Here is a 25,749-nt window from a genome sequence, read left to right as displayed (position 1 = left end):
CCATGACCATCACCTATCTCAAGACCGCCAAGCCAGAAGCCGAGCGCGCCGAGGACGATGCCAAGGTCCGCTCCACCGTCGAGGAGACCCTGCGCGAGATCGAAACGGGGGGCGACGCAGCGATCGCCAGCCTGAGCCAGAAGTTCGACGGGGTCAGCCGCCCGTCCTTTCGTCTGACGCAATCCGAGATCGAGGCGGCGATGGCCAAGGTTGGCGCCCGCGACATGGAGGACATCCGTTTCGCCCAGACCCAGATCCGCCGCTTCGCCGAGGCGCAGCGCGCCAGCATGACGGATATTGAGGTCGAGACGATGCCCGGCGTGGTTCTTGGCCATCGCAACATCCCCGTGCAGAGCGTCGGCTGCTACGTGCCCGGCGGCAAGTTCCCGATGGTGGCCTCGGCGCATATGTCGGTGCTGACCGCGACCGTGGCCGGCGTGCCGCGGATCGTCGCCAGTGCGCCCCCGGTCAAGGGCGAGCCCCATCCTGCCATCGTCGCCGCCATGCATCTGGGCGGCGCGCATGAAATCTATGTGCTGGGGGGCATTCAGGCCGTCGGCGCCATGGCCATCGGCACCCAGACCATCGATCCCGTCCACATGCTGGTCGGCCCCGGCAACGCCTTCGTGGCCGAGGCCAAGCGCCAGCTCTATGGCCGCGTCGGCATCGACCTGTTTGCCGGGCCGACCGAGACCATGGTGATCGCCGACGATACCGTGGATGCCGAACTGGTGGCGACCGATCTTCTGGGCCAGGCCGAGCACGGCTACAACTCGCCCGCCTGCCTGATCACCAATTCCCGCGCGCTGGCTGAGGCCACGCTGGCCGAAATCGACCGGCTGCTGGCCATCCTGCCGACCGCCGAGACCGCCTCGGTCAGCTGGCGCGATTATGGTGAAGTCATCCTGTGTGACAGCCATGACGAGATGCTGCGCGTGGCCAATGACATGGCTTACGAGCATGTGCAGGTGATGACCGACCGCGACGACTGGTATCTTGAGCAGATGCACAGCTACGGCGCGCTGTTCCTGGGGCCGCGCACCAACGTGGCCAATGGCGACAAGGTCATCGGCACCAACCACACGCTGCCCACCAAGAAAGCTGGCCGCTATACCGGCGGGCTCTGGGTCGGCAAGTTCCTGAAGACCCATTCCTACCAGCGCGTCACCACGGACGAGGCTGCCGCGACGGTAGGCGAGTACGGTTCGCGGCTGTGCATGCTGGAAGGCTTCGTTGGCCATGCCGAGCAGTGCAACATCCGGGTGCGTCGCTACGGCGGGCGCAATGTCGGCTACGGGATGGCTGCCGAATGAGCCTGCCGCGCACCCCGTCGTTCCGGCTCGAGGGCAGGCGCGCCCTCGTCACCGGGGCTTCCTCCGGCATCGGCTTGGCCTGCGCCAGCGCGCTGGCCGATGCCGGAGCCGAGGTCACCATGGTGGCGCGCGGCGCCGAGCGGCTGGAGGCGGCAGCCGCCGACCTTCGCGCCGCGGGCGGCAGCGTCCGCGCCCGGTCGCTGGACATTGCCGATACGACGGCCTTGCGCGCCTTTGTCGCCGCCGAAGGCCCCTTCGACATCCTCGTCAACGCGGCGGGGATGGCGCGGCACAGCGCGGCGCTGGAGACCACCGAGGACGATTTCGACTCAGTCACGGCGATCAACCTTAAGGCCGCGTATTTTACCGCTCAGGCCGTGGCGCAGGGGCTGGTCGCGGCGGGCAAGCCCGGCAGCCTGATCCAGATTTCCAGCCAGATGGGCCATGTCGGCGGCGTGGATCGCGCGGTCTATTGCGCAACCAAGCACGCGGTCGAGGGCATGACCAAGGCCATGGCGATGGAATGGGGCGCGCATGGCATCCGCGTCAACACGATCTGCCCGACCTTCATCCTGACGCCCTTTACACAAGCCACTTTCGACGACCCCGCGCGCCGCGCCTGGATCGAGGAAAAGATCAAGCTGGGCCGTGTGGGTCGTGTCGAGGACGTGATGGGCGCGGTGGTGTACCTTGCCTCTGACGCCGGGTCGATGGTGACCGGGACGGCGCTGAAGGTCGACGGGGGATGGACGGCAGGATGAGCATCAAGGGTCGGATCACTGCACAGGATGTTGCACGGCTTGCCGGGGTCAGCCAATCGGCGGTCAGCCGGGTCTTCACCCCGGGCGCCTCGGTTTCGCCGGCGACGGTCAAGAAGGTCCGCACAGCGGCCGAGACGCTGGGATACCGGCCCGACGCGCTGGCCCGCGCAATGATCACCGGGCGCAGCCGCATCATCGGTCTGGTGGTCGCCTATCTGGAAAACATGTTCTACCCGCTGGCCATCGAGAAGCTGTCGCGGGCCTTGCAGGCGCGGGGCTACCACGTGCTGATCTTCATGGCCGAGAATGCCACCGAGAATGTCTCGGAGGTGGTGCGCGAGCTTATCGACTACCGCGTCGACGGGATCATCACGGCTTCGGTTTCGATGTCGAACGAGCTGACCGGCCGGCTGGCGGGGCAGGGGATTCCGGTGGTGAATTTCAACCGTGGTCAGGAAAACCCGCAGCTGACCGATATCACCTCGGACAATGTCTCGGGCGGGCGCCGCGCGACCGAGCATCTGATCGCCGCCGGGCATCGCCGCATCGCGCATATCATGGGCTGGCAGGGCTCTTCGACCGGCCGTGACCGGGCCGAAGGGTTCCGTCAGGCGATGGCCGCAGCGGGGCTGGAACCGGTGGCGATGGTCGACGGCATGTATGCCCGCGACGTCACGATCCGTGTCACGCGCGAACTCTTCGAGCGTCCTGACCGGCCCGATGCGCTGTTCGTCGGCAACGACCACATGGCCTTCGCCGCGATGGATGAGCTACGGTTCGGCCTTGGGCTCAGCCTGCCCGGCGATGTGTCCGTCATCGGCTATGACGACGTCCCGATGGCCGCCTGGCCCGCCTATGACCTCACCACCATCCGCCAGCCCGTGAACCGCATGGTTTCGGCCACCGTCGAGGCCATCCTTGGCCTGATCGAGGGGGTGCTCGAACCCCAGAAAACCTTCATCGACGGCCCGCTGGTCGTGCGGGGCTCGACCCGCCAGCCGCCGGCCGATCCCGCCCCGTGACCGCAAAGGAAGACACGACATGACGCCTGCCCAGATGGACGCCCGCATCGTCCGCTACGGGGATCTCAAACCCTGCAAGACCGCCTTCATCGACGCCCATACCCCGGGCAGCGACCAGAAAGAGAATTTCACCATCATCGGCGGCGGCGTGTCCGAAAGCGCCGACCAGCATGTCCACATCACCGAGACCCCGGGCTTCAACATCGGTGCTGCCGGTCAGCCGCCGAAATGCCGCAACAGCCTGCACAGCCATCGCACCGCCGAGGTTTTCTTCGTTCTCAAGGGGCGCTGGCGCTTCTTCTGGGGCCGTTGGGGCACAGCGGGCGAGGTGGTGCTGGAAGAGGGCGACATCATCAATATCCCGACGGGGATCTTCCGCGGCTTCGAGAATATCGGCACCGATTACGGGATGATCATGGCCGTGCTGGGCGGCGACGACGCGGGCGGCGGCGTGATATGGGCGCCGCAGGTGATCGAGGATGCGCGCGACCACGGCCTTGTGCTGGGCGCGAACGGCAAGCTCTATGACGCGAAGAAAGGCCAGAGCCTGCCCGAGGGGGTTGCGCCCATGCCGCTGCTCACCGACGCGCAGCTCAAGGATTTCCCCGAACTCACCACGGCGCAGGTCCTGCCCGATTACGTCGCCCGCTATTGGGACATGGTCGCGCTCTCGGACCGGCAGCCGTGCAAGGTACTGGGCGCCGAGGGGATGCTGCGCGATCGCCCGGGGTTTGAAATCGACTTTCTGACCCGCGGCTCGATCCCCGACACCGCCTATGCCACCCAGCGCCACGAGGTGCTGATGCCGGTGCGTGGTCATTGGCGGCTCGATTGGGACGGTGGCAGCACGGTGCTGAACCCGGGCGATACGGCGGCGATCCCGCCGGGCCTTTCGCATGCACTGAGCCCCGCGATGACGGGTGAGGCCGCGCTCTACCGGGTCCGCAACACCGACGATCCCGCGGGCCTGACCGGACGCCTGTCGTGAACGATCCGCTGCCGCTGGTCCTTGTGCCCGGCATGATGTGCGACGCGCGGATGTGGGGGGCGCTGCCTGCGTCCCTCGGTCCGCGCGCCGTCCGCCACGCGCTGCCCACAGGCGACGAGACGCTGCCCGGCATCGCCGCTTCCCTGCTGCGCGATCTGCCTGCGCGCTTCGCGCTGGCGGGGCTGTCGATGGGCGGCATCGTCGCCATGGAGATGCTGGCGCAGGCGCCCGGGCGGATCGACCGGTTGGCGCTTCTGGACACCAACCCCTTGGCGGAGTTGCCCGAAATCCGCGCCCGCCGCGAACCGCAGGTGGCGCGGGTGCTGGCCGGGGGGCTCGACGCGGTGATGCAATCCGAGATGATGCCGCATTACCTTGCCGACCCTTCGGACACCGCCACGCTGGCGCTGTGCCTCGACATGGCCCGCAGCCTTGGTCCCGAGGTCTTTCGCCGGCAGTCGCTGGCCCTGCGCGACCGCGCCGACCGGACCGAGACCCTGCGCGCCTTCAAAGGCCCCGCGCTGGTGCTGACCGGCGCGGAAGACCGGCTGTGCCCCCGCGACCGGCACGATCTGATGCACGCGCTGATGCCGCAATCGCGGCTGGTCGTCGTGAAAGGCGCCGGACATCTGCCGCCGCTGGAACAACCTGCCGCCACGCTCGCGGCGCTGAAGGAATGGCTCGAGACATGACACCGACACTTCTGGACCTGCTGCGCCGGGTCGACACGCCGACCGTCTGCAACGCCATCGAGGTGGTGCAAGGAAAGCGCGGCTTCGACGGTTTTACCCGCGGCACCATGCTGTGCTCGGAACCCGGACGCAGCGTCGTGGGCTATGCCGTCACCGCGCAGATCGCCGCCCTCGCGCCCCCGAGCGAAGCGCCCGAGGTGATCCGCGCCCGCCGCATGGCCTATTACAAGGCGATGCATGACGCGCCCAAGCCGTCGGTCGCGGTGATCGAGGATCTGGACTACCCCGACTGTATCGGCGCCTATTGGGGCGAGGTGAACACCACCATCCATAAGGGCTTCGCCATGGCGGGCGCGCTGACCAACGGCGTGATGCGCGATCTTGGCGACCTGCCCGAGGGCTTCCCGGTGATCGCCGGCAGCATCGGTCCCAGCCACGGTTTCGTCCATGTCCGCAGCCTTGGCACCCCGGTCACGGTCTTTGGCCTGCGGGTGGCGCAGGGGGATCTGGTGCATGCCGACCGCCATGGTGCGCTTGTCATTCCGCCTTCGGTGATGGCGGGGCTCGAGGCGGGCATCGGGCAATTGCTGGCCTCGGAGAAGCTGATCCTCGATCCGGCGCGGGCGGAAGGGTTTGACTTCGCAGCTTTCGAAAAAGCCTGGACCGACTTCGAGAACGCACGCACCTGAGGGCGCAGATGCCGGGATCTGGTGGATTCGCTGGATCGTGACGCTGTCTGGCGCTGAAGTCGAGGTCTTGCCGCTGTTCTCGCCGGGCCTGAGGCCGCTCAGGGCCTTGAGTTAGCGCGTAAAATCGTAAGCTGCCATCAGGTTGCAACTCGTCATGGATGTTCCACTGCAAGCGCCTGGCGTTGGCGTCCCTGACCGTGCGGATCCTCCGTTCTACTTGGCCAGCCGTCCGTGGCGGATTGGGCTTGGTCAGGCGATGCCCGATCCCGTTGGCGGTCAGGGGCGGATCCACGCGGCAGGGAAGCACGTCAGGCCGGTGCCCCAGAAACGCCCAAGCCGTCCGCCTGTTGGCCTTGGCCACGAAACGCCCGCGAGCGGCCGGTCCAGCGCTCTCCCATCGAGAGCTACTGAATCCTTGCGCAAGCGTATGCGCTCGTTGCTTGCTCTGGCTTCAAGGCTTTGTGGCGATCCCGGAAGGAACGGAAAAATCCCATGATTGCAACGCGATGTGCTGTAAAATAGCGCCTTGTTAGATCATGTTATTTCAATGGCTTACAAACTGAATTGTAAAACTGCGCCGGCGACAGCCGGGAAAGGAAGACGATGATGCAAAGCCGAAATCTAAGCCGTGCCGCGCTGACCCCTGTGTCCACGCATATGCCCAGCGTTATGTATCAAACGCACCAAGCCATCAGAAAATGGGTGCGTGAAATGACTTCCAGAATCATCCCGCGCCGCGCACTATCGGCCGCATGCTGCAAAGGTTTCTTGCGTGGGTCTTCTCTATCGGTGGAATTCTCTGGGGTGCCCTTACGCACTTCACTGGGGCGATCACTGTATGGCCGGACCTTCACGATTTCTGGATCGAGAACATGAGCGGCGATCCGTGGATGCCGTGGGCTCTTATGGCCTTTGGGTTAGCCATGCTAGCTTGGACTTACTGGCCCGCACTTCGCCACAAGTTTATTGGAGGGAAGAACTTGGCTGATGAGGGAAATAAGGGACTAAACCAATCTGTAAACATCGGGACAATGACCGGCGGCGCCGTGTCGCCTGTTTACAACAACAACTTCAATACAATTGTTGCGCCAGGTCGGGCAGAGCTGTCCGATGACGGATTCGAGAAACTTGTAAATGCTTTGAGTGGCAAGACAGTGAATGTCGAAATCGTGGGTGATGACAAGTGCCAGGAAATCGGCAACCGGCTTATCGCGCGGCTTGCCGAACGAGGGATCAGCCTAGGTTCCATTTTCCGCATCGGCATGCACTTTCCGCCGCCATCCGACCCCTACTCCATTCGGCTTACTGGAAACGGGGGGCCTGCGGCCCTGATCATCAGCCCAGCGACTTTGCCTTAACTAAAGCCGAAGATCTTGCGCCCCTATCGCGTTTAGGCACTGCAACATGAACGCCGCCGTGAACTTCCCTCGGGAAAGAGCGTCTGCAAGCCAAACTCAGCATGTGAGCGAGAACGAAAGGAAGAGATGATGCTGAACCCTTCGCAGATAGACCGCCGCATCAAGGCTCTCGCTGGCAAGATCCTTGACGGAGATCAGAGCGTTGAAGCTTGGGGCGAGCTTGCATCGCTACAGGCTATCCGGCGGGATGGGTTGATGATGCGCAACGGAGAGGCTTTCCGGCTAAAATCGCGGTATCGGCGCACTCGCATGGCCATTTACTCGCGCCGATAGCTGCCCCGATAGGGCGGCGTCGTCTCGCCAGCATGCCATGACTTGATGATGTCCTCGCGCGCGGCCTGCCGCCCGCAGGCACTGCACCGCAGCCGGTGGAAGGCCATGAAGCGCGCTGGCTCGCAGCCGAGCTGACCAGCCCCGAGGGTCGCGGAATGACCGCAGCCAGGGCAAATGACGTGGATAAGAATCGCGCCGGACATGCGCGGAACGTAGCGCGAACATGCGGGCGCGGAAAGGTGTCAGGTGCACGTCCCTGTCATGCGTGTGTCAGTGGTCGCTATCCAGTCGCCCCACGCGCCCTCTGGCACCGTCTCGGGCGGCGGCATTGACAGCCGGGCCTCGCCATAGCTTTCACATCCAGCGCCCATCGTTCCGACGCAGGCGCTCGGCAGGATCAGAAACATCATCGCGCCGAACCGCATCGCGGCCCCGCTCGACCGCATCGCGTGTGTCTTGTGCATCTTCTTCCCTTTGGTTTGAACTGCCATCACGTCGTCCGGCGGCATAGGCTGCGAGAACCGCCACCAGCGCGGCGGCGGCCAGCGCCAGCCACGTCTGCACGCGGCGGCCCAGCCCCATGATAAAGGCGATCATCGGACGGCCCCCCGCCAGCGCCGCAGCGCCCTTGCCAGAAGCCAGATCGCCGCAAGCCCCACAGCGCCCCAGACAAGCACCGAGAAGGCGCTCTCCGGCAGCGCGGTGCGCAGTTGCGCAGCACCCGCACCGATGGCCGTCATGGCCGCCCCTGCGCCCGTAACCGTGGCCGTGATATCAGTGCGCCTGTCAACGGGCGTCTCTTGGACGGGAGGCTCTGCGGCATCCGGCGCGGCGACCCCCAGGGCGTCCCATGTGCGCCGACCGACCACGCCATCCACCGGCAGGCCAGCGGTGGCTTGGAACGCCCGCACAGCCTGATCAGTACCGGGGCCGAACACGCCATCGTCCTGCGTGCCGAGAGCGCGTTGCAGAGCCGTCACAGCCGCGCCACGGTCGCCAATGCGCAAGACAACGGGCGACGGGACGCCAGAGTGCTGACGATACGCCGCCTCGATGCGCGCGGCATAGACGGGAACCTGACCGCTGCCGTTGTAACGCGCGGCGAAGGTGGTCCAGTCCTGCGCCCGCAGCGCGCTGTCCAGCCCCCAGCCCTCAACCAGTTGCACGAATGCGCCCAGCTGGTGCGCTGCGCTCACCGCCATGTGCGAAACCATCGCCTCGGCAGTATCGAACCCAGCCGACCGGCAGTTGAAACCCATGATCTGAGGTGCCCCCCAGCTGGATGCGGCCATTGCAGCAGTTTGGTCAATCGCCGCCGCGCTCTGAAACATGGTCTCAGTGGACAAGCGAACGCTTGCCCGCCATGCAGCCTCACCGGCGCGCGGGAAAAAGCCGATGCGCTCCCAGTGCTCACGGGGGAAGTGATGCGGCTCGAACCGACGCACGACTGACCCATCAGCGAGGAAGTGCCGCCCTGCCGCCTCGACCCCCCAGACGGCCCTGATCGCCGCCGGGTCACAGCCCAGACGGCTTGCCGCAGCAGCGAAATCGACATCACTCAATTCGCGCGGATTTGCCGCGCCGATCCATTGTGTGTTCATGGCGTTCTCGCCTCCAATAGCCGCTCGATCCGCGTCAGGCTGGCCGACATGGCGCGCAGATCTGACGACTGACCGGCCTGCGTCAGTTCCGTGGCGCGCAACCGAGCCTCGCGTCCGGCTGCATCCGCCCGAATGGCGGTCACCTCTGAGGCGATCTCCGCGCGCTGGCGGGATAGCTCGATCTGCAACTGGGTCACGTCGGCGCGCAGATAGATCACCCCGGCGAGAACGGTGCAGGCGACCGTGGCGGCGGTGAGAATGTGACCGAGATTCACCGTCCGGTCGTAGTGCATCCAGCCGGAGCCGGGTGGGTGTCCTTGATCCGCCATGCGGGCCTCTCATTTTGAGATTGGCATTTCGAAAGGGCGCGCGAGATTACTATTCGACCTGAGCGTCTGTCGATTGTGCCTCTGCTGGTCCTTTGCTTGCCCCCTGTTCAAGCTCGGACACCCGCTGTGACAGCGCCTGATTACGCACCTGCGCGTCGATCATGCCGATCATCGCTTGCCCAAGTTGCGTGGCGATTTCCTGCTGGACGCGTTGGTAGATTTGGCTCTGGTTCACTTCTCGTTCCTTCCTTATTTTAAGACGCCACGGCCAATTGTAGCTGTGCGTTCATGTTCCATTCTCACCAAGGACTGACGGAATACGGCTTGTAGACCAAGGTTCCATTGGCGAGCTTTTCTGCAATATAGCCGTCTGCTGAGAAGGCCGCGGGGTTAGACGCGGCCACGCCAACGCCGTGACGCAGAACGCCAGAACCCTTTGGAAGTATCCGCATATCAACATTCGCGCTGTCGCCCTCCGCGTAGAGGGTCGCGAGTCCGTTTCCATTTTGGAGCGCTGGATAATCGACCGCGCCAGCGCCACTGTCCCTCATTTGCCACAGTATCTTATTGTCGGACGTCCTGCGCCCGGTCAGGCTCTGTGCGCCAGCTGTGAGATACCATGCCTCTGCGGCAGTTTTCACGGAACTGTGGAACGAGAAACCAACCGTCTCCGTACCCGGCTCGAACCACGCAATCCTGTGCATCCTGGCAAGCTTTATGGCGTCACCAGTCGTAGTGGACGCGGCAGAACCATCCGTGCCAAAAATCGCATCCGCCCTGACCGTGAGCGCCGACTCCCACCCGCCGACGCCAAGCCCGCTTAAATTATTCCGCAGGCAATGGATCAAACTGTCCGCCGGTTTAAGCGCCGGGTCTCCGAAACTAGCGTCGCCGCCTCCAGCGCCCCAAATACCAAATACGCCGCCGCGCGTCACGTATGGTGTTGATGGGTTCCTTGATGCAGTCGAGGTGTCCTTAGCCCCGATTTCCATGCCATAGATAGTGCCGCCGGCGCGTTGCAGGTCCAGTTCTGCGATCCACGCCCATGCCGCAGTCGGGTCGCCATCATAGCCGTCGTTAACGACGTATGACCCCGCCCCAATAGTTGGGCGCTGGTCAGTTGTCCTGTCCGATGTCCGCGAGACAAAGGCTGCACCAACGAGGCCGTCGCCGGAAAACACCGCGCGCGCGTCGCGCGGCAGATATGACGCCCCGTTCGCGCTATCACCAAACCACGCCGAACCGCCATCGTTGCCGACCATGGTATCCGCAGCATACTGCGCCGCTGCCTGAAACCCGACAAAAAGGCGGTCAGGCATCCGGTAGGGATAGCCCGGAATGGGGCTTTGTTCCTCAGCTTGCGTGACCCTGCCACCGCCCCATGTGATGCTTCCGCCACCAGTCAAGGTTTCCCAACTCGCTGTTGCGTCAAAGATTGCATCAACAGCATCGAGCGCGATGGGCGCAGACAAGTTCCATGCTGTGGGTGGAACGGGGATGTAAGCTCTCCCGCCTGCCGCGTTCATTTCGGCAAAGGCTGGACGATCATTTGCGGAGTCATCGCCAAGCGCCCCATGGTGCCACGGCGTGCGAACACCATCTGCAATCCAGCCCGGAAGCGCGGCAAACTCTGTCGCCAACGCTAAGCGGGCAAAGGCGATCGTGCTCCCGTCAGGGGCCTTGCAGGCCACTCGGGTGATCGATGCGGACAGCGAAGATGCCACCGCAGTGAATGCCGCCAGGTTCGGATAGACATAGCCGCCCCAGACGCCAGCGCTTGCCGCCGCCTGCTGAGCCAGCCAGCTTTCCGTCACATCACGGAACTGGATGCTTCCGATCAGCACGACGCCAGTTCCAGCCGCGTCATAGGCATAGATATAGGCACGGGCAGATGCCGCTGGATCAAGCAAATGATCCACGCCCGCAACGTCGAGAGAGAACGTCTGGCCGATCGTCTGCCGTCCGTCTGCAACAGAGAATGAGTTGTCGCTGTAGGAGATCATATCGACCTGCGTGGTGCCGTCAGCCTCCCACGTCCTGACCCGCAGGTTGATACTGCCCGCACCCGACAGATCGGTTGCGCGGCGGAAATCCCAAGTGGCCTGAAACACCCGGCCCGGCACAAGGTCGATGCGCGCCCGGTCTGAGGCATAGAGGTTTTCGCCGCCAGTCAGCTGAATTGCCGATCCGAGAACAGCATCAGCCACAACGTCATCGTCGCTGAACCCGGTCAGGCTCGCTGCCGAACCCGTTACCTCGGAAGAGAGAAGCCACGGACGGTCAGCGCCTGGCGAGCCAGTTGCTACTGCCTGCGCATCGAGGGCTCGGCTTGTGGAAGTCGAAACATCCAGCCCAGTCTGAACGCTCGCATCGGTAGCCTCCCCCGCTTTCGTCGTTGCGACCACTGCAGCAGCAACAGCGGTCGCAGAGGCATCTTCGGCCCGCAACCCTACCCACGCGCTGCTGATGTCAGTCAGTTCGACACGGGCGATCCGCGTTTGATGATCGGTGCCATAGGTGCGGACCCATGGGGCACCAAACGCAGCGCCCGCTGGAATGGTGTAGTCGACGCCTTCGACATCGATCGAGAACGTCGCGTCGAAATATTGCCAGCCATCAGCGGCAACAAGCGGGTCATCGATCGAGATAACCCGGTTGCCCGAGCCGCCTGCAACACCGGTCAGAGCGGGCTGCAAGAAGCGCACCCCGTATTCAACGGCATCACCCAAGGGGTCGGCGGGGTCGGACTCGCGCTTGACGGCAACACGCAACAGATAGACCCGGCCGGGCTCAGTCGGCGTCGGCTGGCGGGCAGCAACATGGGTCGCCACGTCAACCAGCTCGATACACGCGCCGAGTTCGTCATCGACGACCACATTCGAGCCGCTATAAGGGGTGCCCGCGCTGGCCGCGCCGGTGATCTCGCTGCGGTATGCTTCCGGCATTTCCCCCGGGCGGGCATAGCCGACAATCACGTCGCTGAGGATTCGGCCCGCTGTTTCGGTGGTGAGGGCGGACAGCGCGGCCTTGGCGTCAAGCGCCGCTTGCGTTGCGGTGCTCACCGGCTTGTCGACGTCCGCGGTGTTGTCCACGCTGCCGAGGCCAAGCTGCGCCTTTGTCACGCTGTGCGGGTTGTCCGTGGCCGCCTTGTGCGCCTCGATGTTGCCGTAGTTTTCGGCCAGCGCGCCATCAATTGCGGCCTTGTCTGCCTCGATCGAGATGCCCTTGTTGGGCGCAGTGCCCGTGACGGGCCGCGTGACTGTCGGTGCTGGCATGGGGATTACCTCAACGAATAAAGCCCCGCACGAAGCGGGGCAGGCTTGCTGCTAATTGCGGGATCAAGTTGGGGTGGCAGTGACGGTCGCGGCCCAGGGGCCAACGGCGGTGTTTTCGGTGACGGCGCGGACAAAGACGCGGTGCAGGACGCCAGCAGGAAGACCGGTGACGGTGGTGTTCACCGGGTCCGAGGGATCGCAAAGGATCTCGGCATAGAGGATGGCAAGCTCTGGATCGGTGCTGGTGCCAATCCAGATCTGAAGCGCCGCGCAGGCCGTGTCAGACGGGGCAGTGGCATCAACCTCGATCGAACCCGCGCCAGCGGTAAGGGCGACGCCGGAAGGTACGCCAAGAGTGAACCCTACCTGTGCCGCATATTCGATGTTCCACGCTCCGACGCGATCATCCACAAGAGACCGAAGCCGAAAATCATAGCTCGAACCCGAAACAGCTGGGTTGATGGTTTGCGTGAACGGTCCGCCGTCACCCATGATCGCAACGGGAAGCCAGAAAGGATCTTGATTGCGTCGGTATTCAAGCTCCAACGCGTCGATCACGTTGAAGATTACGCCGATGCCGACAACCACGACCTCGATTTCAGTGCCGGTGACGGTGATTGAAGTATAAGCGGCATCGATAACTGTCGGGTCTGGCGGGACCGTCGATTGGTCGGGCCGCTCAACTTCGTCGGTGGCAGCGTCCCACGCATAGACGCCCTCTGCATCCTCTTCGAGATCGAGCGGCAATTGCAGCGCCACCCCGTCGCCACTTTCGAGCCACTGCGCCGGGTGTGAACGCGTCACACGATAGGTGCCGTTGCGGGCATCTGTCGGGCGATCGAGAAGCGACACTGATACCCTGCCACCGGCTTGCGCTTTCAGGGCGCTTGGGGGGAACAGCGCGGACAACTGCCGCTGCACTTTCAGGCGCTCCGCGATGATCTTCTGGATCCGCTGCGCCTGCGGGCTCGAGAACACCAGGCCAAGGTCAAGCGAGGTGATCCTGTCGTCTGCACCTTCCCAGTCAGCCGATACCGGATAGGGCGATTCTTCGGTGCTTTCCCATCCGGCTGAAGGATCTGGATGCACAGCCTTGATCGCGCCGGGGAGGTCGCGCGTGGGCCGCGTGCGGCGGAATACCACCGGCTGGTTGCGCAGGCACTCTGTCAGCGTCACCTCGGGCGCTTCCCAGGCCCCCGGCGAATAGCCGATCCTTCCGCCCGAGCGGAACAATGACCCCGCCCCGGCGCTTTCCAACGGTTTGAGCACGTCGGAAAGCTCAGCCCCATTGCCGTAAGCGATCATCCCGCCCACGCGATAGCGCCGCTCTGCCCCTCCTGATTTAAGAGGGACAACCTCATCCGCAATATTTGCCGCATCCGTGAAGTCATCGAGCCTGATCTGCGCCGAACTATATCGGGCGATGGGATTGAAACGCAGCGCGTCCAGCAGACATAGTGCTTGATTGTCGCTCACGGCCCATGTTTCCGGGTCATCCGCATCCTGATCGGGATCGCGCGGGTCCCAAACAGTTGTCCAATCAGCTTGGACTTCAACCATCGGTGGGCTGGACGGCCAGCGGTCTAAGCGCTCCTCATCGTCACCAGCCGCAAACCGTACCCAGAGCACCGTGCGGCCAGTCCAGCGATCAGTCGCCCAGAACTTTGTCGGGTTCAGGCCGCGCAGGTCTCCGACCTCCTCAAGGATTTTAGACGGCGGATGCGTTTGGTCGCCTCGGCCAAACCACACATTGACATGGCCAGAAAACGGATAGTTCAGCCCGACGCCGCCATTCGTTCCTTTGACTGCCCGCCACGTTACGATGGTGCCACCCACGGGCGCAGCTGCGCCAAGAGTGACCCTCAAAGTGGTTGAGCCGACGGTCGAGATCGTTACCGGGCCATCATCGGTCCATGCGGCCATACCGTCACCAATGGGTGCGGAGGCAAGTCCGTGCGCAAAATCGACTGTAGTGTTGCCCTCAAGGACGGTGGCCGTGCCAGTTGAGTGTCCGCCGAAATCGTACGCATCGCCAGACAAGCCGACAGCGCGGCGGTCGATGTAAAGTGAAAAGTTTCTCCCCTCGCTGACGCGGCTGCTCAGGAGCAGGCAGCCAAAGAGCACCCCATTCTTGACTACCCAATACGGCGCAGGAGACCCTTGGATGCGTACGTTGCGGCCATAGGCCGTGCGGTATGGCGGCAGGCTATCTGGCGTCGCAAGCTCGCGCGAAAGATCAGAGCCTTGGCTATTTTTCTGAAGCAGCTGACTCGCAGCCGATAGAACAACCGACACGCCGAGATTCGCGATGACGACCGCAAGGGTTTTGCTTACGCCCCAGCTGATGAGCTGCATTGTGATCAACTCTGGCATGACAGGATCACTTTCTTGAACGTCGCAAATCCGCCATCGACGCGGGATGCCCACATGTCGCCCCCGACCGATATGGCGAGCGCCCGCCGCCCACCCGCACGAATGAGGCCAATTTCCCCCGGTGAGCCGTCACCGGGCTTGAGGTTCGATTCAGCAGCCAGCCCCATGAAAAGCCGTCGCCAGCCCCCTGCATCACGGATCAGCGCATAGGCCCCAGCCTCGGTGCTGTACCTGCCCCGCAGCGGTGCCATCGCGTCAATGCCGTGCAGGCGCTGGAACACGTCGCACGCCGCCGTGCAGCAGTCCGACACCCCCCAGACCCACGGCCCGGACATTACGTCCAGAACCGCGTCCATAGCCGCATCGTGCGTCACCATTTCGGCAGCGACGCCACGAGATTGCCGATTGCCCCCGACACCCACCGCCCTGCCGTGTCGTCAGGGTCGGTGCGCCGCTGGTCATCCCAGCTGTGATGCGTCGCGGCGCGCGAGCGCTGCGACGGGCCGCTGGTGATCTGCAGGCTCACCAGCCGGACCATATCAATGTCGCCGTCGGCAGTGTCCTCATCGCTGACCGTGCCAATGCCACCGGTGAAGCACAGCATGGGATCCCCGATCAGGACCGTTCCGGCCCGCTCGGTTGTCGCGCCGAACCATACCTGTACCGTCCGGCCGCGCGCTGCCTCGGCATCGCCAAGGATCTCATCGATCAGGTCTGGATCACCGCCCGCCGTTGCCGTGCCCTCGACCATCGCCAGCGATGCTGCCTCATCGGGCAGGGTCACGGTTCCGGCGTTCATTTCATGCAGGCCGATCCAGTCGTGCCCGCCCCAGCTGATCGTCCCTGACCCGGAATGCACGCGCACGGGGTCATCCGGCCAGTCCACGAAAACCAGCGTCACAGGGTGGAAGCCGCCCGCCGAGATGGCCGCGAGCAGATCATCATCGATGTCGCGCGTCAGGCCCATGGGTCAACCTCGGTGGCATCCTCGGGATACTCATCCGGCAACACCTCGCGCAGCGCCCAGGAATACATCCAATTGCCGCTGACCGGCTGGTCCGATGGCGACCGGCTGGTGACCCGGAAAACCGCTGTCTCGGTGTCGCCCACGCTGACGATCCCGGCAGGCAGCGCATCGAACAGCGGGATCACCGCATCGCCCGACGCATCCGCAAACACTGTCTTGACAGCGCGCGATGCCCCGCCGTCTTCGCCCTCGACGTATACCCTGATCACATCATAGGCGCGGCAGACCAGAGCGCCCGGCGTCAAGCCCGTGAGCGCCAGCGCAGCAAAGCCGTTCAGCGTGGTGACAGTCGCCGCCAGGGCAGGGCCGGTGAACCACAAGAGCGGATCGCCGCCATCCGTCCATTCAAGCGGGTCACCCTCGGTTGTCCAGGTCAAAGGAGCCGAAGCCAGCGGGCGCGCTTCATGGCACCAGTTGATCGATGGGCACGCCATGCGCACCAGATTGACACCGCCGTCCAAGAGGCGATTGAGGCTTGCGCTCATGCCCGCCCCGTCGCGGTTTCCCGACAGCGATGACGCTGTGACGCGAATGACCCGGCGGCGAGGACCCGACGACGACACATAGTCCTGCCCGCTGAACACACCGCGAGACGACCGCGACGGCAGTTCGTCGTCGAGCAGCGTGGCGGTGTATTTGAGCGGCGGAAAGGCGTAGATCACCGTCATGCGGGACGCACCTCACCGAAGCTTTTATGCGTCGCGGTGACTGAATCGCGGATGATTCCCGGCTTGGCGCGCCGCAGTGCCTGCTCGATCTGCTCGGCAACGCCCTGCTGCGCCCCGCGCGCGTCGATGTAAAAGGTGCTGGATCCCGTGCTGCCGCCGTTCTTGTGATCAATAACGGTCTCATCAGGATGCACCATCGCAAGCTTGCCGCCGCGACCATCCAACCCACCGGCGCGCACCCCCATCCCGGTATAACCGCCCCCTTCAAATGAGATCATGGAAAGCAACCCGCTCAAGAAGCCGCCGCCTTTGCCGCCAGACCCACCGCCGAGCAAGGACATAAAGGCTTGGTTTGCCAAAGCCTCAGCAGCTCGGGACAAGAGCTGCGATAGCGCCTGTCGGGCCGCATCTGCGCCCCGCGTCGCGGCCATAAACAGTCCCGTTAAAGTCTGCGCTTGCGATTGCAGGCGATCATTGGCCTCTTCGCTCGCGTCGGTGACCTCTTCAACTGCTGCCGCAGAACCGCTTGCGGCTGCGCCTGTCGCAGCCACTGCGACATTCAAAGTTTGGGTTGTGGCCGTCAGGTTTGCCGCGACTTCGATGTTCTCGGACATAGCGCCCGTCACTGCTCGAACCGCGCGGTCGGCAGCGGCCTCTGCCTCGATAAGCGAAGCGCGGGCGCGGTCGAGATCCACTTGAGCTGCAAGCACATCATTTGCGCGGTTGCGCTCTTCACTGTCGCCAGTCATCAGCCCGCGCTCTTCAACTGGCGCGTTCTGGAACCGCGTCAGCTCGGCCTCGAGCAGCGCAAGCTGTGATGCCGCAGCATCGCGAGCTGCTGCCGCCTGTGTGCGCAGTGCGTTCGCGGCGGTGATCGCACTGCTTGCAGTCTGCGGTGAAGCTGACGTGTAGAATGTGCCCATCGCCGTATTCAGCGCGCCCATGGCTGCTGCCGTTTCCTCGGCGGCGGTTTGTGCCGGGGCGGCATTATCGCGGAACAGCAGAAAGTAGCCCGCTGCAGCCGCGACAAGAGCCGCCAAAATGCCCCAGGGGCCCGATGCCGCCACAAGGGCAACCCGCAACGCGCCGAGAGATCGCACAAGAGTGCCCAGCACAATCAAGGCCGGGCCGCCCACAATTGTAATCCCCGCGATCGCCGTCGCCAGCGTGCGCATTTCGGGCGAGAGACCAGCCATTCCAGCGACGATCTGTGAGAACCATTCAGCCAGCGCGCCCAGAACCGGGATAAGTCCGGCGGCGAGCTGCGTCATCAGTCCCGAAGCGGCTGCCTGCAGTCGCGTGATCGCATCATTGAACTGGGCCGCAGAGGTAGCGGTCTCTTGCGATATTGTTCGCCCGAGGGCGTCGGCCTCGGCCATCATTCCACGCAACGCAGCAGATCCGCCATTCAACAGCGGGATCAACTCAGCCCCCGATCGACCCATCAACTCGATCGCCAGAGCGGTTTTTTCGGCCCCATCTGGCATCGCAGCAAACCGATCCGCGAGTTCTGCCATTACATCCGTCACGGGCCGCAGTGTGCCGTCCGAATTGCGCGCGGCTATCCCCAGTGCCGTCAGGCGATCAGAACCATCAGCCATCCCGCGTGAAAGCCGCTGGACCCCGCTGTCCAGCGCGGTGACCGACGCCGCCGACAGATCCGCTGCATAGCGCAGTTGCGACAGTGCCTCGACCGGGATCCCGATGCGTTGCGCAGCCTTGCCCATCTCATCTGCGGCATTGATCTGCCCGCGCATCGCAACCACGATCCCCGCGCCGATGGCCGAGATGCCCGCCCCAAGGCGCTGCATTTGAGCGCCGAGGCGCTGCGTCGTGGACTGGGCCTGCCGAGCCCCACGCGTGAACTGCGCCGAATCCAGCCCTAAGTTTACGCGCAGCGCTCCGATGACCGATTGTGTCATTTATCCACCCATTCCGCGCCCCAAGCTGTCGCCAGGGCCATCAGCACCGCGTTCAGTTCCTCGCGCGACTGACGCGTCGCACGCGGTTTGGGCCGCACGAATTCGTCATGACTTGGCCGTTTCTTGAGGTGGGGCATCATGGCACCGAACCAGGTGAGCGAGCGTTCGCGCTCAGCACGCAGCCGGGCACCGCCCAACTCGATCAACATCAGCCGCGGCGTGATTTCCCAAAAGCGTGCGGGATCTAGCCCCGCGCCGACGTATTCCGTGAGCCACGCGGTGAGGTCGATGGCTTTCGCGTCTTCCTCACCTTCTGGGCGTTTCCCTGGCCACCATCGGCGTCAGGAAACGCAGCTGCCATCATTTGCGACATGCCATCAGCATTCTGTACAAACAGGTCGTCGGGCAGATAGGGATCGGCAACAAGGTCATCGACGTGGAAGCGCTGCAGCGCCTCACGATAGATATCGACCACAATCCCGAAATCGAGGCCAGCACCGCCCGCCTCGATCGCGCCCTCAAGTTCCGCCAGGAAGTTTTTCCCGTATTTTGCGCACAATGCCGCAAGTGCAGTCGTGCCAAAGAACATCCTGTATTCTTTGCTGTTCGCCGTCAGCCGCACGACACCGGTGATATCAGCCATGATCAAACCGCCGCATGCAGGGTCGGCTTGCCGGTCGTGCGCTTGAGCACCGCCTCGGCCCGCATGATCCCGTTCTCAAGCGTCGGCGTGGTGTAGCTCTCAAACGCGCCGACAAAGCGCATCATAACGCCGTTGGGGAAGGTGAGCTGATAGCCGGTCGCTGCAGCGAGCATCTGGGTGTAAAACACATCGCTGGCGCTGGGGGCGAAGTTCAGCGTAAGCGGCACCGAACCCGTGTCGAACAGGCCCAGGACGTATTCCTTGAACCGGTCGTCGCTTTTCAGATGCGTGGCATCGAAAAACTCGCGGGTGAACTGCATGCCGCCGATCGAGACGATCTCGGCGAGCGCAGTGTAAGTGCCCGAGCCCTTGGTGGCCTCGAACCCGACTTCGGAATCATAGCCGATGTCTGCTGCAGTTTCGGTCATGTCATATCCCTCCAATGGGTGATGAAATCTTGGCTGCGACGGTGCGGCCGGTCAGGTTCGTTGGAGCCGCCCTCGCGGTTGTCGCGGGTGCCGACATGCTCGATCAGGCGGAAGTTTCCGGCGCGGTAGCCATGCAGGGCGTGGCGGATCAGCTTGCCCAAGGTCATCGCACCCGATGCCGTCGAGGCGTAGCAGTCGACCTGCACCCGCCCTGCGGACAAGCCGTCGCTGCCCTTGAGCGTGAGGCCCGCACCATCGCCAATGGTCGTCAGAACGACATAGGGCAGGGCGGTGCCCTGCGGTGCTTCGCCGAAATTGATCGCTGTCGTCGGCGCGATAGCCGTGATTGCCGACGTGCCGGTGAGGATGGCGCGGAATTCGGCCTCCATCAGGAATCGACCCGGATGCCAGCGCTAACCCATGCGGCCACCCGGTCACACCAACGATCGGGGGCGATTGTGCCGGGGAGCAGCCATTCGATGACTGAAAGGGCAGAGATGAACGGCCTGGCGGCGCGGATACGCCAGCGCGGGATACGAATTTTCAGGATCACCTGTGCCATCACTGCCCCCTCGCGGCCAACTGCGCTGCACGTCGCTCGGCCCGAGCGACGGTGCGGTGAATGTCGATTGCCAGTTCCCGCCCCAGCTGCTCGAGCATCGCGGCGCGGTCCTGATCCCACGCCGGGCGCAAATATGGCTGGGCGGCGTGGATCCGGTTGCCGAACTCTTGGTTCCAGCTGGCTGGATGCGGGGCGGCCCCGACGAACATCTCGACCGCCGCCCGGTCGTCGCGAAACATGCGGCGATGCTGGCGCGCCTGACGGCGGCTTAGCCGGGTGCCGACAAGCACCTCGATGCTCTTTCCCTCGGTGGACGTATCATTCGGCGCCAGGCCATTCGCCGTCGCGGCCATCGGCTCAGCCGACTTGCGCAGCGCCCGACGCGCAGACGCCTTGCGCGCCGTTGGGTTTGCGAGCTGCGCATAGACCGCCTCAAGCTCGCGGAAACCTGTGAGGGACACGGTGCTAGACATTTTCGACCGCGCGGGCAACGGCGCTGATCTCGATAAAATCGAGATTGTTGCCGACTGGCTTGATGCCCGTTATGTCATAGAGTTCGCCGCCGCAGCTCAGGCGATCCTTGAGGGTCAGGCCCCGCGAAAATGCGGATGACCACAGCTTGAAACGGGCGCTGATTTGCGCCTGAACCTGCTGCGCACGCCACTTTTCGCCGTCGCTGGCATAGACCCGTTCTGCCCAAACAGGATCGCCAAGCGCAGTGAAGGTCTCGACCTGTTCAACCCCGTTGTCGGTTTTTGACGCGCGCAGGAACTGAACTTCCTGATCAAGTTGGCCAGCACTTGTCATCACAAAACCAGCCGGTTGGAGACAAGCAATCCTTCATATGAAGGATTGATGTAGCGCTGCGCCCCCGCTGCCTCGGGCGTGCGCAGGAAATCGGCGGCGCGCATCATGACCAGTTGGCTCAGCGCCGGGTCGCTGGCGTCCGCGCCACCGACCATCGTCAGGATCACCGGGAAATCTTCGGTCTGAGACAAGCCGGGCAGCACTGTCGCGTCCCACTCTACAATCGGCCGTCCCCGGAAGGGCAGGCGCAAGGTGTACGCAGTTTCGGGAAGTGTCTGTGTGTCGCCGACCGTGTCGACATATTCCACCGTAAGGCTTTGCAACGGGGTGATCGGCAGCGCGATCGGCCCGCCAAAAAGGGCGAGCCGAAGAACCCATGTCTGGGTCATAATGCACCTGCCCAACGTTCCGGCAGGGCCATCGAGTTCGCTTGCTGCGGCTGACAGGTAGGTCGCGAGCAAGGCGTCCTGATCGTCGTGCCGAATGCGAAGATGTTCCTTGAAGGTGGCCAGAGTGACGGGCGCACTCTCAGGCGGAACGGTACGCTGCAGGTTCATTGTGGGTCAGCCCTTCGCAGCCTTGCCGCCTTTCGTCTTGGCAGCCTCCTCGGCAGCCAGGCGATCGGCTTCTGCCTTGGCAGCCTCCTCGGCGGCCAGGCGATCGGCTTCTGCCTTGGCAGCCTCCTCGGCAGCCAGGCGATCGGCTTCTGCCTTGGCAGCCTCCTCGGCGGCCAGGCGATCGGCTTCTGCCTTGGCGGCCTCCTCGGCAGCCAGGCGATCAGCTTCTGCCTCGGCCGCGACATCGACGACGAAACCCTGGTCGATCAGCGTTTTCGCTTCGCTCTCAGGGAACCCGGCAAACTCACCTCGCATCAGGTTGCGGAACGGCCGGTTGACACGAACCCGCAGCATCAGATCGGCAACCTATTGGAACCACCGAATGCGATCACCGCGCCCACACGGGCGGTGTCGGTGGCACCTGCGGACAGGTCAGGGGTAAAGTTGAGGCGCACATAGCGCTTGGCCCCGGCGAGGCTGACATCAACCTCGATCTGCGATTGCTCGGTACTGCCCCCCGATTCACCCGTGGCGGCGACACCGGAAGCGATAGCGGCGAAGGTCGCGGCATCACTCAGCGCCGAATTGTCGCCGTCTTGCAGCGTGGCCGTCACCGAAAGCGTTGCTGCGGCGGCAAGGGTCGCGATGAAGGGGATCACCACCGTGCAGGACTGCGGCCAGTTCAGCGCAGCGCGGTCGATGATGACGCCGGTCACGGCGGTGTTGTCGCCGGTCCCGGCTGCGGTCAGCGCGGCGGGGCCCGCCGCGTTGCGCACGGCGATCAGATCGCCGATCGAGCGGATTTGCGTGGTCATAATCTTGACTCCACTTGGATCTGTGAGCGGCGCGGCAGGTCATTCCGCCGCGCCAATGGCAAGGCCGCGATCAGACGCCCCAGGTGACGCCCGTCAGCCAGGCAACGGCGGGCAGGTGGCGCAGGCCGATGTCGTGGTGCATGATCAGCCGCATCAGCGTCTCATCGCGACTGAAAGCGGCCTGCATCGTCCCGTTGCTGTCCTTGTAGGCAGCCTCGGTCGACATCGCGATTGCGATTCCCCCTTGCTCACCGATCACGACATGCGAGGGATGGATCAGTCCGATTTCGGACTCGGTGCCACCGCCCAGATTCGACGGGATCTGGTTGGTCACCTTCACCGGCTTCATGCGCAGTTGGCCAGCCGACATTTCGGGATAGACCTTGTTGCCGTTGCCATCGCGCAAATTGGTCAGATACATGGCCGAGCGCGGCGACATCACCCAGTGCGCGGCACTGGGGTCGATGCTTTGGTTCATCATCGCCAGCTCCAGCCGCCCGAGATCGTTGTCGATCTTCTGAAGGTCCGGAGACGCCGTCATGGTCAACACATTGAGGCTCGCGAAGGCGCTACCGATCAGCTGGTTGCGAAGCCCCAAGGGCGCGTTCTCGGTGCCAGGACCGCGAAGGAAGTACAGATCTTCCGACGATGCCGCGCCTTCGACGATGTCGTCGCGCACCAGCATGTCGACGCTGGTTGAGGCCGAACGCAGAAGATCATTCGAGATGGGCACCAGTCCCGCAAACTTCTTGGCCGACAGTTTCATCTGCCCGAAGGTCATGCCCGACGCCGCGACATCCTGCTGCTCACCGACATAGCCGAACGTGGCACCCGTGGCGCGCCGGTTGGTGGTCAGGTTGCCATTGGGCAGCGGAATGACACGCGGCCCCATCGCCCGCACAACACTGCGCGGGCGCAGCAGTTCGATGATCTCGGCCGACACGTCTTCGGGAACCAGGAAGCCGCCGGCACCGCCGCTGCCCATGTTCTGGTTGGCAAACAGACCACTGTCGCCGTTGGCCTCGGCGATCTGAGTTGCCACGAACACGTTGCCGCTGCCGGCCGCCAGGTAACGCGTCATCCGCGCAAAGGTCAGGCCCTGAACGGCTGGGGTCGCTGGAACGCTTGCGCCCGCGGCTGGTTGCGCCGGGGTCGGAATGATCCCGACCGGGCGTGCCTGCTCGGCCTTGCGCCGCTCGATGTCCTCAAGAACGTCGATCTGCTCCTTGAGCTTGTCGTCTTTGACGCGCATGGCTTCAAAATCGGCGCTCTGCTCGGCGCTCATGCCGCCGTCATCATCGAGGGATGCGACCAGCGCTTCCATCTGATCGTGAAGGGCCGCGCGTTCGGCCCGGAGTTGCGTGATACGGTCCATGTGTCCGTTCCTCTACTGCGCGGCCAGTCGCCGCAGTTGCATCTCGGCAGCCAGCCGCGCACGTTGGCCGCCCACCACTTTACCGCCCGCACCGCGAGCGCCTTTCAGAACGCCCTCGAGCGTGCCGATCTTGTCCGCCATCCCCAGTTCGACGGCGCGGCGCGCGGCAACTGTTGCCCCACGCCCGAATTCACTGCGCACAGTGGCGACACTGACCTTGCGGCCCTTGGCGACGTCGGCGTGGAACACCGATTCGATCCCGTCGAGTTCCGATTGAAGCGCCGCGAGACCATCATCGGTGGTCGGATCAGGGCGTTTGTTCGGCGCATTCGAGCTGACGATTTCGTAGTTCATGCGTCCATCGGCACCGGGCTGAACCTGCCGCGACATCGAAAAGGCAACGCCGATGCTGCCAACCTGTGCCGATGAATCGAGCACGATTTCCGATGCCTGGCTGGCTAGCCAATATGCCGCCGACGCACCAAGCCCAGTGACAAAGGCCGTCACCGGCTTCGCTGATCCGCGAATGGCGGCCGCTGCTTCTCCGAGACCGGAGACAACGCCGCCCGGGCTGTCGATCATCAGAACGATCCGGCTCACATCAGCATCGGCTTGCGCAACGCGGAAGTCGCGCATGATCCCATCGAGAGACGTGCCGCCGGCCGACGAATTGAGCATCGTGGCACGCGGGAAAATCGGGCCAAAAACCGGGATCACGGCGGTGCCATCGCGCACCGTGGACATCGTCGCGCCTGCAAGGGGTGTCCCTGTCGCCGCGATTGCCGTCATATCAGCAGCAAGGCGCGCTTGGTGACCATCCTCTGCGACCGCAGCCAGCGCGCCCGTCTCAAACGCGCGCATTGCGATGGCCTCGATCGCGGCCAGATAGTCGGGCATGATCGCCCAGGGATGCGAATGGATCGCGCCGAGAACGCGTTGCAGGGAATCGGGCATGTCAGGATCTCCTAAGGGGTGCCGGGCACTGGCTCTGCGGCATCGACCATGTTACCGGGGCGCCAGTATGTGGTGCCCGCTGCACCGCCGATCGGCTTGATGTTGTCGCGCTGGCGCAGCTCATCGGCGCTGACCATGCCCATCTGACGCTGCAGCCAGTAGGCTTCCATGCGGCTTTTAAGATCGCCTTTCACCAACGCATCCGTCAGGTGTTCGGCAAAGTGGTCGGCCTCGGCGAGCCGCATTGTGATTGCCGACGAAACCCGCTCGAAATGCGGGCCAAGGTGATAGGTCAGGAATTCTAGTGACTGCTGCTCGATGTTCGAGAATGTCGCCTTTGACAGATCAAAGATCAGATGGGGCGGAACGCCCCAGATCCGCGCGAGATCGCCCAGCTGGTAGCCGCGCGTTTCCAGAAACTGTTGCTTTTGGTGGTCACTGTTCAGAAACTGCGCGGTGACGTCCTGGTCGAGCACGGCGACATTGGTCGCCTCAGGGTTTCCATAGAGACGCGCCCAGTCTTCGCGCATAACCGCCTTGTTCTCGCGGCTGATGCGACCCTTGCCCTGCAGAACGGTGTCGACCTTGCCGCCGCGCGCCCAGAACCGTTGTGCGTGGCGTTCGGTGGCGATGGCGCCGCCTAAAGCTTCCCTGGCATAGCGGATGGGGTTCATGCCGTTCAGGCCGTCGCGACTGAGGCCAACGATGTGCAGGATGTCACGACCAGAGAACCGGGCAGAATGCCCATCCGGCAATGTCGCATCGTAAAAGACCGTTTCGCCTTCTGCCGCGCTGAAATAGAGCGCCGGGGTACAGGTTCCGGGGCGCAGACGGGTCAGAGCTACAGGGCGTCCGAGGCGGTCGCGACTGACATAGGCGTTGAATTCGCCGGCCAGAAGGATGTCGCCCATCATCAGTTCACGGAAATGGAACGCGCTCTGGTGACCATTCGCTGCGACCCGCAGCAGATCGTAAAGGATATTCCCGCGCGCTGGCGTACGCCCCTCACCATCGCGGCGATAGTAGACCAGCGGCGTCATCGCGAAGACACCGCACAACACGCGCAGGGCCTGCAGTGTTCCCGGCAAACCGATCACGGTGGACTCGTCAACCCGAACCCCCGCCGTCGCCATGCCCGGCGTGATAAATCCGTTCGACCATTGGGTCGTGCTTTCGACCGACGACGCGGCCTGCAGGCTGGGCTCTACCCGTGCCTGAGACGGCTCCGAGCGGCGGAAAAAATCGATCAGGCCCAAG

General features: G+C 63.9%; 30 protein-coding genes and 1 pseudogene. 7 read left to right on the top strand and 24 right to left on the bottom strand.

Going from position 1 to position 25,749, the window contains the following annotated elements; translation table 11 throughout:
* Nucleotides 1-2: 2 nt before the first annotated feature.
* The 7 genes from hisD to EAE28_RS03295 all read left to right on the top strand — a co-directional run bounded on the left by hisD (nt 3) and on the right by EAE28_RS03295 (nt 6,823).
* Nucleotides 3-1,313 carry a histidinol dehydrogenase gene (gene hisD / locus EAE28_RS03325; protein WP_127104385.1) on the top strand — a complete coding sequence of 437 codons (1,311 nt, stop codon included), beginning with the start codon at nt 3-5 and terminating at the stop codon, nt 1,311-1,313.
* The gene (locus EAE28_RS03320) at nt 1,310-2,074 is read left to right on the top strand and encodes an SDR family NAD(P)-dependent oxidoreductase (protein WP_127104384.1); all 765 of its coding nucleotides are present in this window, start codon (nt 1,310-1,312) and stop codon (nt 2,072-2,074) included. The genes hisD and EAE28_RS03320 overlap by 4 nt, the downstream gene beginning before the upstream one ends.
* Complete coding sequence (locus EAE28_RS03315) at nt 2,071-3,096, top strand: LacI family DNA-binding transcriptional regulator (protein WP_127104383.1); 1,026 nt, start codon at nt 2,071-2,073, stop codon at nt 3,094-3,096. The genes EAE28_RS03320 and EAE28_RS03315 overlap by 4 nt, the downstream gene beginning before the upstream one ends.
* 19 nt (nt 3,097-3,115) lie before the next feature.
* Nucleotides 3,116-4,084, top strand: coding sequence for a cupin domain-containing protein (locus EAE28_RS03310; RefSeq protein WP_127104382.1), 969 nt, complete (start codon nt 3,116-3,118; stop codon nt 4,082-4,084).
* Entirely contained in the window at nt 4,081-4,776 is a 696-nt protein-coding gene (locus EAE28_RS03305; RefSeq protein ID WP_281279565.1) for an alpha/beta fold hydrolase, read from the top strand. The genes EAE28_RS03310 and EAE28_RS03305 overlap by 4 nt, the downstream gene beginning before the upstream one ends.
* Nucleotides 4,773-5,465: an RraA family protein gene (locus EAE28_RS03300; RefSeq protein WP_127104381.1), complete on the top strand. Its 693-nt coding sequence runs from the start codon at nt 4,773-4,775 to the stop codon at nt 5,463-5,465. The genes EAE28_RS03305 and EAE28_RS03300 overlap by 4 nt, the downstream gene beginning before the upstream one ends.
* An 872-nt stretch (nt 5,466-6,337) precedes the next feature.
* Nucleotides 6,338-6,823 (top strand): hypothetical protein, encoded by a 486-nt coding sequence (locus EAE28_RS03295; RefSeq protein WP_127104380.1) that lies wholly within the window; start codon nt 6,338-6,340, stop codon nt 6,821-6,823.
* On the opposite strand, the pseudogene EAE28_RS24420 reads toward EAE28_RS03295, so the two are convergent.
* The 24 genes and pseudogenes from EAE28_RS24420 to EAE28_RS03190 form a co-directional block, all read right to left on the bottom strand.
* A pseudogene (locus EAE28_RS24420) lies at nt 6,824-6,898 on the bottom strand (DUF6471 domain-containing protein); the annotation flags it as partial.
* 612 nt (nt 6,899-7,510) lie between these two features.
* Complete coding sequence (locus EAE28_RS03290) at nt 7,511-7,753, bottom strand: hypothetical protein (RefSeq protein ID WP_127104379.1); 243 nt, start codon at nt 7,751-7,753, stop codon at nt 7,511-7,513.
* On the bottom strand, nt 7,750-8,757 hold the full coding sequence (locus EAE28_RS03285) for an N-acetylmuramidase domain-containing protein (RefSeq protein ID WP_164736540.1): 1,008 nt from the start codon (nt 8,755-8,757) through the stop codon (nt 7,750-7,752). The genes EAE28_RS03290 and EAE28_RS03285 overlap by 4 nt, the downstream gene beginning before the upstream one ends.
* Nucleotides 8,754-9,086, bottom strand: a complete 333-nt coding sequence (locus EAE28_RS23680) for a hypothetical protein (RefSeq protein WP_164736539.1) — start codon at nt 9,084-9,086, stop codon at nt 8,754-8,756. The genes EAE28_RS03285 and EAE28_RS23680 overlap by 4 nt, the downstream gene beginning before the upstream one ends.
* Before the next feature lie 49 nt (nt 9,087-9,135).
* The gene (locus tag EAE28_RS03280; RefSeq protein ID WP_127104377.1) at nt 9,136-9,321 is read right to left on the bottom strand and encodes a hypothetical protein; all 186 of its coding nucleotides are present in this window, start codon (nt 9,319-9,321) and stop codon (nt 9,136-9,138) included.
* Nucleotides 9,322-9,385: 64 nt separating this feature from the next.
* On the bottom strand, nt 9,386-12,361 hold the full coding sequence (locus EAE28_RS03275; RefSeq protein ID WP_127104376.1) for a hypothetical protein: 2,976 nt from the start codon (nt 12,359-12,361) through the stop codon (nt 9,386-9,388).
* 63 nt (nt 12,362-12,424) lie between these two features.
* On the bottom strand, nt 12,425-14,716 hold the full coding sequence (locus tag EAE28_RS03270; protein ID WP_164736538.1) for a phage tail protein: 2,292 nt from the start codon (nt 14,714-14,716) through the stop codon (nt 12,425-12,427).
* 5 nt (nt 14,717-14,721) lie between these two features.
* A complete protein-coding gene (locus tag EAE28_RS03265) occupies nt 14,722-15,090 on the bottom strand; it encodes a DUF6950 family protein (protein ID WP_164736537.1) in 369 nt (122 codons plus the stop codon).
* Nucleotides 15,091-15,104: 14 nt separating this feature from the next.
* On the bottom strand, nt 15,105-15,701 hold the full coding sequence (locus tag EAE28_RS03260; protein WP_127104373.1) for a hypothetical protein: 597 nt from the start codon (nt 15,699-15,701) through the stop codon (nt 15,105-15,107).
* A complete protein-coding gene (locus tag EAE28_RS03255; protein ID WP_127104372.1) occupies nt 15,692-16,429 on the bottom strand; it encodes a hypothetical protein in 738 nt (245 codons plus the stop codon). Before EAE28_RS03255 ends, EAE28_RS03260 begins: the two co-directional genes overlap by 10 nt.
* Complete coding sequence (locus EAE28_RS03250; protein WP_127104371.1) at nt 16,426-18,186, bottom strand: phage tail tape measure protein; 1,761 nt, start codon at nt 18,184-18,186, stop codon at nt 16,426-16,428. The genes EAE28_RS03255 and EAE28_RS03250 overlap by 4 nt, the downstream gene beginning before the upstream one ends.
* A 161-nt stretch (nt 18,187-18,347) precedes the next feature.
* Entirely contained in the window at nt 18,348-18,560 is a 213-nt protein-coding gene (locus tag EAE28_RS03245; protein WP_127104370.1) for a hypothetical protein, read from the bottom strand.
* A gap of 35 nt (nt 18,561-18,595) precedes the next feature.
* Entirely contained in the window at nt 18,596-18,994 is a 399-nt protein-coding gene (locus EAE28_RS03240) for a hypothetical protein (protein WP_127104369.1), read from the bottom strand.
* A 2-nt stretch (nt 18,995-18,996) separates the two neighbouring features.
* Nucleotides 18,997-19,422, bottom strand: a complete 426-nt coding sequence (locus EAE28_RS03235; RefSeq protein WP_127104368.1) for a phage tail tube protein — start codon at nt 19,420-19,422, stop codon at nt 18,997-18,999.
* Complete coding sequence (locus EAE28_RS03230; RefSeq protein ID WP_127104367.1) at nt 19,419-19,811, bottom strand: DUF3168 domain-containing protein; 393 nt, start codon at nt 19,809-19,811, stop codon at nt 19,419-19,421. The genes EAE28_RS03235 and EAE28_RS03230 overlap by 4 nt, the downstream gene beginning before the upstream one ends.
* On the bottom strand, nt 19,811-19,984 hold the full coding sequence (locus EAE28_RS23675; RefSeq protein WP_164736536.1) for a hypothetical protein: 174 nt from the start codon (nt 19,982-19,984) through the stop codon (nt 19,811-19,813). The genes EAE28_RS03230 and EAE28_RS23675 overlap by 1 nt, the downstream gene beginning before the upstream one ends.
* Complete coding sequence (locus EAE28_RS03225) at nt 19,984-20,457, bottom strand: HK97-gp10 family putative phage morphogenesis protein (RefSeq protein ID WP_127104366.1); 474 nt, start codon at nt 20,455-20,457, stop codon at nt 19,984-19,986. The genes EAE28_RS23675 and EAE28_RS03225 overlap by 1 nt, the downstream gene beginning before the upstream one ends.
* Complete coding sequence (locus EAE28_RS03220; RefSeq protein WP_127104365.1) at nt 20,450-20,791, bottom strand: head-tail adaptor protein; 342 nt, start codon at nt 20,789-20,791, stop codon at nt 20,450-20,452. The genes EAE28_RS03225 and EAE28_RS03220 overlap by 8 nt, the downstream gene beginning before the upstream one ends.
* Nucleotides 20,791-21,348 carry a head-tail connector protein gene (locus EAE28_RS03215; protein WP_127104364.1) on the bottom strand — a complete coding sequence of 186 codons (558 nt, stop codon included), beginning with the start codon at nt 21,346-21,348 and terminating at the stop codon, nt 20,791-20,793. Before EAE28_RS03215 ends, EAE28_RS03220 begins: the two co-directional genes overlap by 1 nt.
* Nucleotides 21,349-21,354: 6 nt before the next feature.
* Complete coding sequence (locus EAE28_RS23965) at nt 21,355-21,702, bottom strand: hypothetical protein (RefSeq protein WP_181954473.1); 348 nt, start codon at nt 21,700-21,702, stop codon at nt 21,355-21,357.
* Nucleotides 21,702-22,163: a hypothetical protein gene (locus tag EAE28_RS03205; RefSeq protein WP_127104363.1), complete on the bottom strand. Its 462-nt coding sequence runs from the start codon at nt 22,161-22,163 to the stop codon at nt 21,702-21,704. The genes EAE28_RS23965 and EAE28_RS03205 overlap by 1 nt, the downstream gene beginning before the upstream one ends.
* Nucleotides 22,164-22,233: 70 nt before the next feature.
* Nucleotides 22,234-23,538 (bottom strand): phage major capsid protein, encoded by a 1,305-nt coding sequence (locus EAE28_RS03200; protein WP_127104362.1) that lies wholly within the window; start codon nt 23,536-23,538, stop codon nt 22,234-22,236.
* Nucleotides 23,539-23,550: 12 nt separating this feature from the next.
* The gene (locus tag EAE28_RS03195) at nt 23,551-24,492 is read right to left on the bottom strand and encodes a S49 family peptidase (protein ID WP_127104361.1); all 942 of its coding nucleotides are present in this window, start codon (nt 24,490-24,492) and stop codon (nt 23,551-23,553) included.
* An 11-nt stretch (nt 24,493-24,503) separates the two neighbouring features.
* Nucleotides 24,504-25,748, bottom strand: a complete 1,245-nt coding sequence (locus tag EAE28_RS03190; RefSeq protein WP_127104360.1) for a phage portal protein — start codon at nt 25,746-25,748, stop codon at nt 24,504-24,506.
* Nucleotide 25,749 lies beyond the last annotated feature (1 nt).

It is taken from the genome of Pararhodobacter zhoushanensis (assembly GCF_003990445.1).
GTDB lineage: Bacteria > Pseudomonadota > Alphaproteobacteria > Rhodobacterales > Rhodobacteraceae > Pararhodobacter > Pararhodobacter zhoushanensis.
This window is presented reverse-complemented; position numbering and strand designations above follow the sequence as displayed.